Origin of the sequence: Anaeromyxobacter diazotrophicus, from assembly GCF_013340205.1 — a bacterium.
Classification (GTDB): Bacteria; Myxococcota; Myxococcia; order Myxococcales; family Anaeromyxobacteraceae; genus Anaeromyxobacter_A; species Anaeromyxobacter_A diazotrophicus.
This window is the reverse complement of sequence record NZ_BJTG01000003.1, coordinates 293,245-308,329: the sequence shown is the minus strand read 5'-3', so window position 1 is coordinate 308,329 and position 15,085 is coordinate 293,245. Positions and strand designations below refer to the sequence as shown.

The 15,085-nt window shown below is 74.9% G+C and carries 11 protein-coding genes; 6 read left to right on the top strand and 5 right to left on the bottom strand.

The genetic code is table 11. The annotated features are described in order from the left end of the window. Positions 1 to 4: 4 nt before the first annotated feature. The 4 genes from HWY08_RS07375 to HWY08_RS07360 are packed head-to-tail and all read right to left on the bottom strand — an operon-like array spanning position 5 to position 6,201. The gene (locus HWY08_RS07375) at positions 5 to 466 is read right to left on the bottom strand and encodes a universal stress protein (RefSeq protein WP_176064208.1); all 462 of its coding nucleotides are present in this window, start codon (positions 464 to 466) and stop codon (positions 5 to 7) included. After that, positions 463 to 3,654, bottom strand: a complete 3,192-nt coding sequence (locus HWY08_RS07370; protein WP_176064207.1) for an efflux RND transporter permease subunit — start codon at positions 3,652 to 3,654, stop codon at positions 463 to 465. The genes HWY08_RS07375 and HWY08_RS07370 overlap by 4 nt, the downstream gene beginning before the upstream one ends. Positions 3,655 to 3,670: 16 nt before the next feature. Next, positions 3,671 to 4,897 (bottom strand): efflux RND transporter periplasmic adaptor subunit, encoded by a 1,227-nt coding sequence (locus HWY08_RS07365; RefSeq protein ID WP_176064206.1) that lies wholly within the window; start codon positions 4,895 to 4,897, stop codon positions 3,671 to 3,673. A 17-nt stretch (positions 4,898 to 4,914) separates the two neighbouring features. Next, positions 4,915 to 6,201 carry a TolC family protein gene (locus tag HWY08_RS07360; protein WP_176064205.1) on the bottom strand — a complete coding sequence of 429 codons (1,287 nt, stop codon included), beginning with the start codon at positions 6,199 to 6,201 and terminating at the stop codon, positions 4,915 to 4,917. 130 nt (positions 6,202 to 6,331) lie between these two features. Between HWY08_RS07360 and HWY08_RS07355 the strand changes: the two genes are divergently transcribed. The 6 genes from HWY08_RS07355 (at position 6,332) to HWY08_RS07330 (ending at position 14,375) form a co-directional block, all read left to right on the top strand. Continuing rightward, a complete protein-coding gene (locus tag HWY08_RS07355) occupies positions 6,332 to 6,979 on the top strand; it encodes a TetR/AcrR family transcriptional regulator (RefSeq protein WP_176064204.1) in 648 nt (215 codons plus the stop codon). An 87-nt stretch (positions 6,980 to 7,066) separates the two neighbouring features. Beyond that, on the top strand, positions 7,067 to 7,531 hold the full coding sequence (locus tag HWY08_RS07350; RefSeq protein ID WP_176064203.1) for a single-stranded DNA-binding protein: 465 nt from the start codon (positions 7,067 to 7,069) through the stop codon (positions 7,529 to 7,531). Between the two features lie 200 nt (positions 7,532 to 7,731). After that, entirely contained in the window at positions 7,732 to 8,778 is a 1,047-nt protein-coding gene (locus HWY08_RS07345) for a pentapeptide repeat-containing protein (protein WP_209005137.1), read from the top strand. Positions 8,779 to 8,902: 124 nt separating this feature from the next. Next, positions 8,903 to 11,662, top strand: coding sequence for a tetratricopeptide repeat protein (locus HWY08_RS07340; RefSeq protein WP_176064202.1), 2,760 nt, complete (start codon positions 8,903 to 8,905; stop codon positions 11,660 to 11,662). Between the two features lie 95 nt (positions 11,663 to 11,757). Beyond that, positions 11,758 to 13,608, top strand: a complete 1,851-nt coding sequence (ftsH, locus tag HWY08_RS07335; protein WP_176064201.1) for an ATP-dependent zinc metalloprotease FtsH — start codon at positions 11,758 to 11,760, stop codon at positions 13,606 to 13,608. 41 nt (positions 13,609 to 13,649) lie between these two features. Further along, positions 13,650 to 14,375, top strand: coding sequence for an NAD-dependent epimerase/dehydratase family protein (locus tag HWY08_RS07330; RefSeq protein ID WP_176064200.1), 726 nt, complete (start codon positions 13,650 to 13,652; stop codon positions 14,373 to 14,375). A gap of 22 nt (positions 14,376 to 14,397) precedes the next feature. Here HWY08_RS07330 and radC read toward each other — a convergent pair whose 3' ends face one another. Continuing rightward, entirely contained in the window at positions 14,398 to 15,081 is a 684-nt protein-coding gene (radC, locus tag HWY08_RS07325; protein WP_176064199.1) for a RadC family protein, read from the bottom strand. Between the last annotated feature and the right edge of the window lie 4 nt (positions 15,082 to 15,085).

The window sequence follows — 15,085 nt, the reverse complement described above, 5'->3', positions numbered from 1 at the left end:
CGCGTCAGCCGCGCTCGGTGAGCACCGGGCAGCCGGCGTTCGCCACCACCCGGGCCGCCACGCTCCCCAGCATGACGCGGGCGGCGCCGCGCCGGCCGTGCGTCCCGACCACGACGAGGTCGGCCCGGCGCTGCCGCGCCGCCTCGACGATGGCCTCGTCGGGGAAGCCGGTCACGAGGAGCGGCTCGGCCTCGACCCCGGCCGCGCGCGCCCGCGCCACCAGCGGCTCGAGCCGGGCCGCCGCCTGCGCGCGCACCTCGCGATCCCAGGCGTCGAAGCTCCCTACCGGCGCGTAGCCGAGCTCCGCCAGGGCCCGCTCCTGGTAAGCGTGCAGCACGTCGAGGCGCGCCCCCATCGCCCGCGCCAGCCCCAGCGCCCGCTCGAAGGCGGGCGCCGAGGCCGGAGAGAAGTCGGTGGCGACGAGGATGCGGCGGAAGACCCGCGGGTCGGCCGGGGCCTCGCTCACGGCTCGCGATCCCCGGCGGCGCGCGGCGGCACGGCGTCGTTGACCGCCTCGCCGGGCGGCCGGTGGAGCTCCTCCACGGCCGCGGCGTGCTTCTTCCCCCCGAACAGCCGCTCCACGAAGACGAACAGCGACGGGATGGTGAAGACGCCGAACAGCGTCGCCGCCAGCATGCCCGCCACCACCACCGTCCCCATCACCTGCCGCGAGGCGGCGCCGGCGCCCTCGGCCACCCACAGCGGGAGGCAGCCGAAGATGAAGGCGAAGGAGGTCATCAGGATGGGCCGGAGCCTGAGGCGCGCCCCGGTGAGCGCCGCCTCGAGGAGGGGCCGCCCCTTGTCGAGCTCGGCCTTGGCGAACTCGACGATCAGGATGGCGTTCTTGGCGGTGAGCCCGACCAGCATGACGAGGCCGATCTGCGCGTAGACGTTGTTGTCGAAGCGCCGGGAGAAGAGGCCGAGGTAGGCGCCCAGCACCGCGATCGGCGTGCCGAGCAGCACGCTGAACGGCAGCGACCAGCTCTCGTAGAGCGCGGCCAGGATGAGGAAGACGAACACCAGCGAGAGCCCGAGCACGGTGGCGGTGCCGCCCTCGGCGGTCTTCTCCTGGTAGGAGAGCCCGTACCAGGCGTACCCCATCTCCGGCGGCAGCCCCTTCGCCACCTCCTCCATCGCCTTGAGCGCCTGGCCCGAGCTGTAGCCGGGCGCGGGCGAGGCGATCACCTCGGCGGCGCGGAACAGGTTGAAGCGGACGGTGTACTCCGGCCCGGTCGTGTCGCGGACGTTCACGAAGGAGGAGAGCGGGACCATCTGGCCGCCGGCGTTCCGCACGTAGAAGGACTTGAGGTCCTCGGGCGTGCGCCGGTACTCGGAGTCCGCCTGGACGTACACCTTCCACTGCCGCCCGAAGCGGGTGAAGTCGTTCACGTACGAGCCGCCCAGGAACGCCTGCAGCGCCGCGTAGACGTCGGCGATGGGCACCCCCTGCTTCATGGCCTTCTCCTTGTCGACCGCGGCGAAGAGCTGCGGCACCGACGGGGAGAAGTTCGGGACGACGTTCTGCAGCTCGGGGCGCTTGCGCGCCTCGGCCAGGTACCGCTGCACGTTCTTCGCGAGCAGCTCCACCGGCCCGCCGCTGCGGTCCTGCAGCATGATGCTGAGGCCGCCCGACGAGCTGAGGCCGGGGATGGCGGACGGCGCGATGGCGAAGGCGCGCGCGTCCGGGATCTTCGACAGCTCGGCGTTGACGCGCTTCAGGATGGCGCCCGCCTGGAGCTCGGGGGTGGAGCGCTCCTCCCAGGGCGCGAAGCCGAGGAAGGCCGTCCCGAAGTAGCTCGCGCTCGCCCCGGACAGCGAGTAGTAGCCGGCGATGGTGGTGTAGAACTGCACCCCGGGCGTCTTCGCCAGCACCGCCTCGACCTTCTTGAACGCCTCCTCCGTGCGCTGCAGCGAGGAGGCGTCGGGGAGCTGCATCGCGACGACCGCGTAGCCGTTGTCCTCCTGCGGGACGAAGCCGGTCGGCAGCCGCCCGCCGACGAAGGCGGAGAGCCCCGCCACGCCGGCGAGCAGCACGAGCGGGATCGCCACCTTGCGGACCAGGCGGGCGTTGATGGCCACGTAGCGGTGCGTGACCCGCTCGAACCAGCGGTTGAAGGCGGCCCCCGCCCGGCCGAGCGGCCCGGCGTGCGCCTTCTTCGGCTTGAGCAGCAGCGCCGCCAGGGCCGGGCTCAGCGTCAGCGCGTTGAACGCCGAGATGAGGACCGAGATGGCGATGGTGAGCGCGAACTGCTGGTAGAGCCGACCGGTGATGCCGCTCATGAAGGCGACCGGGACGAACACCGCCGCCAGGATGAGCGCGATGCCGACGACCGGGCCCTGCACCTCGCGCATGGCCTGCTGCGTCGCCTCGCGCGGCTTCATCCCCTGCTCGATGTGGTGCTCGACCGCCTCCACCACCACGATGGCGTCGTCGACGACCAGGCCGATGGCGAGCACCAGGCCGAAGAGCGAGAGGGTGTTGATGGAGAACCCGAGCAGCGGGAACACGGCGAACGCGCCGATGAGCGAGACCGGGACGGTGAGGAGCGGGATGAGGGTGGCGCGCCAGCTCTGCAGGAAGACGAACACCACCAGCACCACCAGCAGCACCGCCTCGAGGAGCGTGATCAGGATCTCGTGGATGCCGGCCTTCACCGGGGCGGTGGTGTCGAGCGAGACCTCGTAGGCCAGGCCCGGCGGGAAGCGCCCCTTGAGCTCCTCCATGGTGGCGCGGATGCCGGCCGCCACGTCGAGGGCGTTCGAGCCCGGCGCCTGGAAGGCGGCGATGATGGCGGCCGGCTTCCCGTTGAGCGCGCCCATCATGGAGTAGGTGGCGGTCCCGAGCTCCACCCGCGCCACGTCGCGGACGCGCACGGCCGAGCCGTCCGGGTTCTGGCGGACGACCACCTCGCCGAACTGCTCCGGGGTGTCGAGGCGCCCCTGGGCGCGCACCGTGAAGGAGAACTGCTGCCCCGGCGGCGCCGGCTCCGCGCCCACCTGGCCGGCCGGGTTCACCACGTTCTGCGACCGGAGCGCGTTCTGCACGTCGGCCACGGTCAGGCCGAGCCGCGCCAGGACGTCGGGCTTGAGCCACACGCGCATGGCGTAGTCGCCGGCGCCGAGGTTCCGGATGTCGCCCACGCCCTTCACGCGGAGGAGGGCGTCGTTCAGGTTGATGACCGAGTAGTTGCCGAGGAACTTGGCGTCGTACCGCCCGTCGGGCGAGTAGAGCGCCACCACCATGAGCGGGAAGTTGAGCGACTTCTTGATGGTGACGCCGTAGTTCTTCACGTCCTGCGGCAGGAACGGCTGCGCCTGCGAGAAGCGGTTCTGGACGAGGACGTTGTCGATGTCGATGTTGGTGCCGACGTCGAACGTCACCTGCTGCTGCATCGTCCCGTCGTTGGCATTGGTGGACTTGATGTAGAGCATCTGGTCCACGCCGTTCATCTGCTGCTCGATGGGCGTCGCGACCGACTGCTCCACGGTGAGCGCGTCCGCGCCGGTGTAGACGGCGGAGAGGTTCACCTGCGGCGGGAGGATCTGCGGGAACTGCGAGATCGGCAGCCCGAGCATCGAGATGGCGCCCACCAGCACGGTGGCGATCGCGATGACGATGGCGACGATGGGCCTGCGGATGAAGAAGCTCGACATGGCGGTCTCCGTCCGCTCAGGGCGCCGCGGTGACGGGGGGCGCGGCCGGGGTGAGCGCGGCGGTCTGCGCCTCGCGCGCGGTGACGCGGACGCCGTCGCGGGCCGCCTGCAGGCCGTCCACCACCACCCGCTCGCCCTCCTTCACGCCGTCGAGCACGATGCGCAGCGCGCCCGCGCCCGGGCCGACCTTGACCTGCCGGAGCTGGACCTTCTCGTCCGCGCCGACCACCGCCAGCGTGTAGAGGCCCTGGATCTGCGAGAGCGCCTTCTCGGGGACCACCAGCGCGCCCTGGCCGACGCCCTCCTGACGCAGCCGCACCCGCCCGTACTGGCCCGGCCGGAGCAGCCGCTCGGGGTTCGGGAAGAGCGCCTGCAGCTGGAGCGTGCCGGTGGTGGGGTCGATCTGGCGGTTCACCGCCACCACCACGCCGCGGTGCCGGTAGACGGTGCCGTCGGAGAGGACCAGCTCCACGCCCGGGTCGCCGTCGACGGTCTCGCCGCCGCGGTCGAGCCGCGGGAGCTGCTGGCGGACCCAGGCCGCGTCGCGGGCGGGGAGCTGGCGGAGACGGCCGGGCGCGCGCAGGTAGTCGCCCTCGGAGAGCGGGAAGGTGACGCGGATGAGGTCCACCTGCGAGACGGTGGTGAGCAGGGTCGGCCCGTCGGCGCCGACCAGGTTGCCCGGGCGCACCAGCGCCAGCCCGGCCACGCCTGAGATGGGCGAGCGGACCTGGGTGTAGGAGAGGTTGAGCTCGGCCTGGCGCAGCTGCGCGCGCGCCGCCTGCACCTGCGCCTCGGAGTCGCTGTCCTGCGCCTGGGCGTCCTCCAGCTCCTGCTGGCTGACCCCGTCGACCTTGGCCAGCTCGCGCTTGCGGGCGAGCAGCGGGCGCGCGTGCGCCCGCGCGCTCTCGGCCCGCGCCACCGCGGCGCGGGCGGTGGCGACCGCCGCCTCGTACTCGCTGCGCTCGATGGTGAAGAGGAGCTGGCCCTCCTTCACCGGGGCGCCGTCGGGGTAGCGCTGCTGCTCGAGGAAGCCGCGCACGCGGGCGCGGATCTCGGCGTTCACGAAGCCGTCGAGCGTCGCCACCGCGTCGACGTAGATGGGCAGGTCGCGGCGCGCCACCGGGGCGACGGTGACCTCCGGCGCGGGCGGCGGCGGGGGCGCCTTCTGGCCACGGCAGCCGCCCAGGACGGAGAGGACGCCGGCGAGGGCCACGGCGAGGTACAGCTTGGAGCGGACGGGCATGGGATCTTCCTTCGGGCTCAGCGGTCGAGGAGGGAGCGGCCGGCGGCGAGCCGCAGCTGCGCCCGCCCGTTGACGAGATCGGCGTCGGCCTGGATGCGGTTCACGTCGGCGGCGAACGCGTCGCGCTGCGCCTGCAGGAGGTCGAGCTGCGTGCTGGCGCCCACGCGGTAGCGGTCGCGGGCGAGCCCCGCGGCGCGGGCGCTCACCTCGGCCTGCGCGCGTGCCGAGCGGCTGCGGGCGAGGTCGGTCTGGACGGTGCTCCACGCGCGGTGGATGGCGTCGTGGACCGCGAGGCGGGTCCGCTCCTCGCGGGCGCTGGCGACCGCCAGGCGCGCGTCCTCGGCCCGGATGCCGGCCAGGGTGGAGCCGTCGAACGACCAGGTCAGCGCGAGCACCCCCTGGTAGCTCCAGGTGTGCCCGGGGACGAGGCCGGGGGCGTTGGTGCCGTGCTCGGCGAGGCTGCCTGTGAGCGCCGGGACGAGCGTGAGCCGCTGCGCCCTGGCCTGCTGCTCCTGCGCCCGGCGCGCCTCGGCGGCGGCCGCCAGCGCGGGCAGCTCGGTGTCCGGGGGCACGAACGCCTCGAGCGGCGCCTCCTCGTGCAGGTCGTCCTCGAGCGCCGGCGCGGCGGCGAGGTCCGGGGCGAGGCCGGTCCGCGAGGTGAGCGCGCGGGCGTCGAGGCGCAGCCCCAGCTCCGCCGAGGCCAGCTGCTGGACCTGCCGCTCCACCTCGGCGCGGGCGCGGTCGACGTCCAGCCCCGCCACCGCGCCGCTCGCGCGCTGGTGCTCGGTGAGGGTGAGGTTCGCGCGCGCCACCTCGAGCGCGCGGCGCGAGGAGTCCACCAGGCCGAGGTCGGCGATCACCTGGTAGTAGGCCTGCGCCACCGCCCCTTCGACCTGGAGCGCGGCGTCCTGCTGCGACGCCTCGGCCGCCCGGGCGCTCCCGCTCGCCGCGCGGGCGCGGACGAAGCTCGCCGCGTCGAAGAGCGGCACGGTGAGGACGGCGTAGGCGTCGAGCTGGTTCGCCGGCGCGAGCGTGAGCGTCCCGCCGCCGGCGGGCTCCGAGACCTCGTACTGGTTCCGGGCGTAGGTCCCGCGCAGCGAGATCCCGGGGAGCAGCCGGCTCGTGGCCGCCGAGGCCTGGGCGCGCGACACCTCGGTCGACGCGCGCGCCTCGCGGTTGTCCGGGGAGGCGGTGCGGGCGCTCTGGAGGAACTCCGCCAGAGGCTGCAGCGCCTGGGCGCGCGGAGCTGCCAGGAGCGCCGCCGCCAGGGCGCCGGCGCGGAGCGCCGAACGGCTCGAGACCATGTGCGACCTGTCCTTGTTGCGCGGCCGGCCCGAGGGTGGGCGGGCCGGAGGGGAACCAAAACTAGACGGTACAGTTCATAGACGCCATCGGGCTTGACGGTCAAGACTGAACCGTTCAGTATGATGGGCGGTGACCGATAAGTCTGCGAAAACGCTCGCCCCTTCGGGGCCCCTCCCGCCAGCCAAGCAACGGCAGATCCTGGACGGCGCCCGGCAGGTCTTCCTGGACGTGGGGTTCGAGCGCGCCTGCATGGACCACATCGCGGCGCGCGCCGAGGTGTCGAAGGCCACCATCTACAACCACTTCCACGACAAGAAGGAGCTCTTCCTCGCCTGCATCCGCGAGCACACGCGGGTGAAGCACGAGGCGCTGGCCGCGCTCCTGGGATCCCCCTCCGGCGACGTCGAGCAGGACCTGCAGCGCTTCGGCGAGACGCTGATGGGCTTCCTCACCACGCGCGATGGGCTCGCGCTCCGGCGCATCATCCTCGCCGACATCTCCCGGTTCCCCGAGCTGGGCCGGGTGCTGTTCGAGGAGGGCCCGATCGCGCTGCGGCACCGCCTCGCCGCCTATCTCCAGGCGCAAGCCGGCGCGGGCGCGCTCCGGCTCGAGGACGCGCAGCTCGCCGCCTACCAGTTCATCCTCCTCTGCCAGGGCGACCTCTACCTGCCGGTGGAGTTCGGGATGGTGCGCGACCCGCCCGCGGAGCGCATCCAGGAGGCGGTCCGCGGCGCCGTGCGCACGTTCCTCCGCGCCTACGGTCCACAGCCGCGCTAGCGAGCGCGCTGTCGGACCCGGCTGCTACCTTCCCGTTCGTCGCCAGAACGCAGAGATCCAGGCGAAACGAACGAAAGGGGCATCGCCGTGGTCAACAAGGTCATCCTGGTCGGAAACCTCGGGAAGGATCCCGAGGTCCGGTACACCTCGGGCGGGCAAGCGGTCGCGAGCCTGCGCATCGCCACCTCCCGCAGCTGGACCGACAAGGCGTCGGGCCAGCGCAAGGAAGAGACGGAGTGGCACGACGTCGAGGTGTGGGGCAAGCAGGCCGAGCAGTGCGGCGAGTACCTGGCGAAGGGCCGCCAGGTCTACGTCGAGGGCCGCCTCAAGACCGACAAGTGGCAGGACAAGACCTCGGGCCAGGAGCGCTCCAAGGTGAAGGTGGTCGCGGACACGGTGCGGTTCCTCGGCGGTGGCGGCGGCGCCGGTCGCCCGTCGCGCGCGCCCTCCGAGGACGTCGGCGGCCCGCCCCCCGGCTTCGAGGAGCCGGCCGACTCCGGCCCGCACGGCGGCGGTGGCGGCCACGGCGGCGGGGACGACATCCCGTTCTAGCGGCGCCTCGCCGTCCCCGATCCTCGCCCGGCTCCAGCCGAGAGGGCCGGCGAGCGGGGCGCTCGGACTGCAGACGCCCACAGGACGGCCGAGAGACCTCCCTCTCGGTCGTCCTGTCGTTCCTGGGATCCCCTGCCTGGCGGAGGCCCTCCGGGAGCACGCGACGCCCGTTCCACCCTGAGTAGACTGTCGGCGAAGCCGTGCCGGCGGAACAGGACAGCGCGTTTTGGTCGAGATCTTGGCCGCGGACGACGGCGGTCGTCGCGCTGCTCGTCACGCTCGTCACGGCGATCCGGGAGCTCGGCGCCTACTGGTCCGACGAGCGTCAGAAGTGGAACGACCAGTTCCAGCAGTTCATCACGCTCGCCAGCGACTCGAATCCATCCAGGCAGGTGACCGGCATCGCCGCGGTCAGCGCGATGTGGAAGAACTCCACGCGCGACGACCACGTCATCGCCGAGCTCGTCTCCTCGCTGCTCCTGAGCGACTCCGAGCCGGTCCGGAACGGAGCCGCCAGCGCCATCGGAGCCTCGACGGCCTGGCGTCGGCACGGACACCGCTGCGACCCGGACATCTCCTCGCTCCTCTTCGGAAAGGGAGGCGATTGGGGCGTGGTGACGCGCGTGGCGCACATGCTGGGCGATTCGACCCGGCAGAAGCCTCTGCCTGCCGCAGATTTCGGCTGCCTCACCGGAGACGATCCCGACGCGGCCGTGCGAGCCTGCCGTGCGCGGCTCGCCGCTCGGCCTCACCAGCCGCTCTTCGCGACCCTGGGCCGTCCGGATCAGGTCCTCGAACAGCAGATCGACGCGGTGCGCGAAGCGGTGCATTCGGGCAAGCAGTGCCTGCGCGATGCAAACCTGCGCGGGTTCGATCTCAGGGGCGTCGCCCTGTACGGCGCCGATCTCCGAGGCGCGAACCTGCAGGACGTCGACCTCTGCGGCGCGACCCTGTGGAACGCCGACCTGACCTGGGCGTGGGGACTGGACGTGAACAGGCCGGATCGGCCCCCGGTCGCGAAGACCTCCCTCGCGCTCGCCAACGTGGGCGTGCGGCAGGGTCTCTCCGGCGAGCTCGTCGAGGCCGCGCTCACCCGCTGTCACGCCGTGGCGATGTACGACTTCGACCAGTTCTATCGCTGGTCCCAGGCTGGGTACGATCTGCCGGCCGCGGACCGGTGGAAGGCTTGGCGTGACGCCAGCTACCCCGTCGACCCCGACGGTCGCGTGCCGAGCCGCTTCAAGTGATGGCGTTTGGCTCGGGGAGCAGGAGCTTCGCGCCCTGCAGCCGTGCGCCGCCGTCGCACATGGGCGCCGTGCCATGATCGGGGGGTGACGCCGGGATCGGCGTGATAGGCTCGCCGGCCGCGGCATGGCCTCCGAACTTCCTCCCGCCATCGAGAAGTACCAGCGCATCCTCCAGGCCGATCCGCGCTCGCGCATCTTCGTCGAGCTGGCCCGGGCGCTGCTCGACGCGGGTGAGGCCGGGCGCGCGCTGGAGGTGTGCGAGCGCGGGCTCGAGCACCACCCCGACTCGGTCCAGGCGCGGGTGGTCGCCGCCAAGGCGCTGCTCGCGCTCGGCCGCGGCGACGAGGCGCTGGAGCGCTTCGAGCAGGCGGTCGCGGCCGACCCCGCGAGCCCGTACCCGTACGACCTGGCCGGCGAGGCGCTGGTGCAGGCCGGGCTCGGCGCGCGCGCCCTGCCGCTCCTCGACCGCGCCACGGCCCTGCACCCGGGCGACGCCCGCCTGCGGCGCTGGTTCGAGGAGGCGCGCGCCGCCGCCGAGGCCGAGGAGGTCTTCACCCCCCACCCCGCCGAGCCCGAGCCCCCCACCGCCCCGACCCCCGCCCCGGCGGCGGAGCCCGCCGTGGAGCCGGAGCGCGCGGCGCAGCCCGCAGAGCCGGAGCCGGGCCCGCGCGCCGGCGAGCGCCCGCGATCCCCGCCGGTGCTCACGCCGGCGCCGCCCGCAACCGCCGCCACCCCGCCGCCGCGGGTGCCGCCTCCGCGCCCGCCCGCGCTCCGCCGCGCTCCTCCTCCCCCCGAGCCGAGCACCCTCCTCTCCCTCATCCCCGACCTGCCGGGCGCGGCGCCCAGGCCGGAGGCGAGCCCCGCGCCCGTCCCGCTCCCCGCGCCGCGCCTCGACGACACCCGGTCCGGCACGTTCACCCTGCCGGGCACCTTCACCCTGCCCAGCCGGTCCAGCGCGCAGGAGGAGGCCGCCGCGCGCGAGGCGGAGGAGGCGGCGCAGACCTACGAGCACGAGCTGCGCGCCAAGCTCCTCGCCGAGCAGGCCGCGCGCCCTTCCTTCTGGCGGCGCCACGCGCTGGCGCTGGTGGCGGCGGCGCTGGCGGTCATGGCGGGGGCCGGCGCCGCCACCTACCTCACCGTGCGGGCGCACCGCCGCGCCGCCGAGGCGCGCGCCTCGGCCGGCGACGCACGCAAGGGGCTGGCGCGCGACACGGCCGGCGCGCTGCGCGCCGCGAGCGGCGTGCTGGCGCTCGTCCGCACCCGCGCGCCGGACGACCTCGAGGCGGCCGCGCTGGCGGCCGAGGTGGACGGGCTCCTCGCGCACGACTTCGGCGACGCCGAGGCACGCGCCCGCGCCGGCCAGCTCCTCGGCGCGGGCCGGGCCGGCGCCAGCACCGCCGCCGTGCGGTACCTGGTGGCGGAGCGCGGGGACGAGCGCGCGGCGGCCGAGGCGCTCTTGCAGGCCGCCGCGGCGCCGGGCGCGACGCCGCTCTCGGCCGCGCTGGCGGGCGAGCTCTTCCTCGCGCGCCGCGCGCCGGACCGGGCGCGGCCGCTCCTCGAGCAGGCGGCGCTGGCCCAGCCGCCCATGCTGCGGGCGGTGGCGGCCCTGGGCGACCTGGAGGCGCAGCGCGGCGACCTCGAGGCCGCCCTCGACCGGTACGAGGCGGTCCTGCGCGTCCACGCCACGCATCCGCGCGCGGCGCTGGGGGTGGCCGAGGTGCGGCTGCGCCAGGGCCGCGAGCTGCCGCGCGCGCTGGCCTCGCTCGAGGCGGTGGAGGCGGACCGCGACAGCCCGCCCGCGCTCGCCGACCGGCTGCGGTTCGACCTCGCCCTGGCGCGGCTGCTCGCGCTGGCGGGGCGCACCAACGACGCCGTGACGCGCCTCACCGCCGCGGCCGCGCGCGAGCCGGCCGACCCGCGGGTGGCGGCCGCCCAGGCGGAGGTGCTGGCGCGCGCCGGCGAGCTCGACCGCGCCCTGCGCGCGGCCGAGGGCGCGGCGCGGCTCGCCCCCGGCGAGCTCGCCTACCGCGAGCTCCTGGCGCGGCTGCAGCTCGAGCGCGGGCTGTACCGGCAGCTCCTCGCCTCGACCGCCGACGCGCCCACCCGCGCCCTGCGCCTCGACCGCGGCCGCGCGCGGCTCGCGCTGGGCGAGCCCGAGGCCGCGCGGACCGAGCTGGAGGCGACGCGCCGGGACGGCAAGACCACCCCGGAGGCCGCCGCCTGGATGGCGCTGGCGGAGCTCGCGAGCGGGCGGCAGAAGCAGGCGGCGGCGATCGTCTCCGCGCTGCTGGCGGCGCCGTCGCCCCACCCGGTCGCCCTGCTGGCCCGGGCGCGCCTCGACCTGTCGGAGGGCCGGCTCGCCGCCGCCGAGCAGGGGCTGCGCGCCGCGCTCGACCGCGACCCGGAGCTCGCCGACGCGCGCTGCGACCTCGGGCGCGTGCTGCGCGCCCGCAACCGGCTGACCGAGTCGCGCGAGCTCCTCGAGCAGGCGGTGGCGCGCTCGCCCCACCACGCGCCGTCGCGGGTCGAGCTGGGCCGGACGCTCCTCCTGGTGGGCGACGCGCCGGGCGCCGTGCGCGAGCTCGGCGCGGCGCTCGCCGAGCAGCCCGATCACCGCGAGGGGCTCGTCGCGCTCTCGCAGGCCGAGCTCGCCAGCGGCCACGCCGACGCCGCCCGCCGCGCCGGCGACCGCGCCGTCCAGCTCGACCCGCGCAGCGGCGCGGCGGCGCTGGCCGACGGCCAGGCGGCGGCCGCGCAGGGCGACGCCGCGACCGCCCGGCGCCAGCTCGGGCGCGCCGTCTCGCTGCTCGGGAAGTCGCGCGAGGGCCTCGAGGCGCGCCGCGCGCTGGCGGGGCTCGGCGCGAAGAAGAAGCCGCGGCGCTAGGCCGCAGGGCGCTCGCTCGGCCCGCGTGGCGAGGGCAGCTCCGCCGGCCCCGGCTTAGGTGATCGGCACGGCCCGCCGGCCGGAGGGGTGCCCCGATGAACCGAAAGCAGACCGGCTTCAACCTCGGCTACGCGCTGCTCGCCGCGCTGGGGGTGATGTTCCTCCAGGACTGGTGGGTCCACTCGCAGGCGGTGGTCACGCTGCCGTACAGCGACTTCCAGAAGCTCGTCCGGGAGGACAAGATCGCCAAGGTGGTGGTCGGGCAAGACCGCCTCTCGGGGGACTTCAAGGAGCCCATCCAGGGGAAGAAGCGGTTCGTGGCGGTCCGGGTGGACGCGGACATCGCGAAGGAGCTCGACGCCCACGGCGTCTCCTACGCCGGCGAGTACGAGTCGAACTTCCTGCCGATGCTGCTGTCGTGGGTCGTGCCCATCGGCCTCTTCGCCGCCCTGTGGATCTTCGCCGGGCGCCGGATGGCGAAGCAGCTCGGCGGCCCCGGCGGTGGGCTGCTCTCGGTCGGCAAGTCGAAGGCCAAGGTCTACGTCGAGACCGACACCAAGGTGACGTTCGCCGACGTGGCCGGGGTGGACGAGGCGAAGGCCGAGCTGAAGGAGATCGTCTCGTTCCTGACGGCCCCCAAGGACTACGGCCGGCTCGGCGCGCGGATGCCGAAGGGCGTGCTCCTCGTCGGCCCGCCCGGCACCGGCAAGACGCTGCTCGCGCGCGCCGTGGCGGGCGAGGCGGGCGTGCCGTTCTTCTCCATCTCCGGGTCGGAGTTCGTGGAGATGTTCGTCGGCGTCGGCGCGGCCCGCGTCCGCGATCTGTTCGAGCAGGCGCGCGCCAAGGCGCCGTGCATCATCTTCATCGACGAGCTCGACGCCCTGGGCCGCGCCCGCGCCTCCATGCCGGGGCTCGGCGGCCACGACGAGAAGGAGCAGACGCTGAACCAGCTGCTCGTCGAGATGGACGGCTTCGACCCGTCCGCCGGGCTCGTCCTCCTCGCCGCCACCAACCGGCCCGAGATCCTGGATCCCGCGCTCCTCCGCGCCGGGCGCTTCGACCGGCAGGTGCTGGTCGATCGGCCGGACCGGCTCGGCCGCGCCGAGATCCTCCGCGTCCACACCCGCAAGGTGGTGCTCGCCCCCGACGTGAAGCTCGACGACGTGGCGGCGCTCACCCCGGGCTTCACCGGGGCGGACCTCGCGAACCTCGTCAACGAGGCGGCGCTCGCCGCCACCCGGCGCGGCGCGGCCGAGATCGCGATGGTGGACTTCAACACCGCCGTCGAGCGGATCGTGGCCGGCCTCGAGAAGAAGAATCGCCTCCTCAACCCGCGCGAGCGCGAGATCGTGGCGCACCACGAGCTCGGGCACGCGCTGGTGGCGGCGGCGCTCCCGGGCTCGGATCCCGTCCACAAGATCTCGATCATCCCCCGCGGCATCGGGGCGCTGGGCTACACCATCCAGCGCCCGACCGAGGACCGGTTCCTCATGACGCGCGAGGAGCTGGACGGCAAGATGGCGGTGCTCCTCGGCGGGCGCGCCGCCGAGGACCTCGTCTACGGGCACCTCTCGACCGGCGCCGCCGACGACCTCTCCAAGGCCACCGACATCGCCCGCAGCATGGTGACGCGCTTCGGGATGGGCGGGACGCTCGGGCCGGTCAGCTACGAGCGCGAGCCGCAGACGTACCTGGGCCAGCCCTTCGGGCGCGAGCGGCTCTACGCCGAGGCGACGGCGCGGGAGATCGACGTGGCGGTCCGCGGGCTGGTCGAGGGCCAGCTCGAGCGGGCGCGCGAGGTCCTGACCGCGAACCGCGCGCTCCTGGAGGAGGCCGCGCGGACGCTCCTCGCCAAGGAGAGCCTGGCCGGCGCCGAGCTGGAGGCGGTGCTCGGCCGGGTCGCCAGGCTTCCGGTCCCGGACCTGCACCTCGTCCGGCGGCCGTGACCTCGCGTTCACGCAGTGAACGTCAGCAAGGAGAGACGTCGATGAACGAGTGCATCTTCCTCGCGGGAGCGTCGGGCGCGATCGGGCGGCGCCTCGCGCCCCTGCTCGTGGCGGACGGCTGGCGCGTGGTCGGCACCACGCGGTCCGCCGACAAGGCCCCGCTCCTGCGCGCGATGGGCGTCGAGCCGGTGGTCGTCGACGTCTTCGACGCCGCCGCGCTGCGGAGGGCCGTGGCCGACGCCCGGCCCGAGGCCGTCCTCCACCAGCTCACCGACCTCCCCTACGCGCTGGAGGCGAGCAAGATGGCCGACGCCCTGGTGCGCAACGCGCGCCTGCGGGACGAGGGCACGCGCAACCTCGTCGCGGCCGCCGTGGGCGCCGGCGCCCGGCGGCTCGTCGCCCAGAGCATCGGGTTCATCTACGCGGAGGGACCCACGCCGCATCGGGAGGAGGACCCGCTCCTGCCGGAGACGCACCCCCTGTACGGCGGGACGGTGACCGGCGTCCTCCGCCTCGAGCGGCAGGTGCTGGACGCGCCGCTGGAAGGCGTCGTCCTGCGCTACGGGATGTTCTACGGGCCGGGGACGGGCATCGCCGCTCCGGCCGGGCCGGGGTCGGTGCACGTGGACGCCGCTGCCAGGGCCGCGGTGGTCGCGCTCACGAGGGCGCGCCCCGGCGTCTACAACGTGGCCGAGGCGGACGGCGCCGTCGACGTCCAGAAGGCCGTCCGCGACCTGGGCTGGGACCCGAGCTTCCGGATCGCGTAGCGGTCGCGCGCTGGCGGCGGCCCTACCGCCGCCAGCGCCCCGCCTCGACGAAGGAGTAGTAGCCCGCCGCCGCCACGATGACGTGGTCGCGCGCCAGCACCCCCACCAGCTCGGCGGCGGCGCGCAGGCGCTCCGTGAGCTCCACGTCCTCCGAGCTGGGGCTCGGATCGCCGGAAGGGTGGTTGTGCGCGAACACCACCCCGTGCGCCCCCTCCCGCACCGCCGGCCTGAGCGCGTCGCGCGGCGAGACCGGGCACTGGCTGAGTGACCCCTCCGCCACCTGCACCGCCTTGAGCAGCCGCCCGCGGACGTCGAGCAGCACCACGTGGAAGCCTTCGCGCTCGGCGTGGGCGGCGTGGCGGAGCAGCTCGTGGACGCGGCCCGGGTCGAGGCAGCGCTCGCCGCGCCGGGGCGGCGACCAGCCGCCGCGGCGGCCCAGCTCGAACGCCGCCGCCAGCGCCGCCGCCCGCGCGAGGCCGATCCCCGGGGCCGTCGAGAGCTCCTCCGGCGAGGCCCAGGCCAGGGCCGAGAGCGGCTGCCGCTCCACCAGCCCGAGCGCGGCGGCGCGGGCCGAGAGGCCGGCCCGCCCGGTGCCGAGCACCAGCGCGACCAGCTCCGCGTCGGAGAGGGCGCGCGCGCCGGCCGCGAGCAGCCGTTCGCGCGGGAGATCGAGGAGGACCGCCTCGGCGGTGGAGTCGCGCGTCATGGCG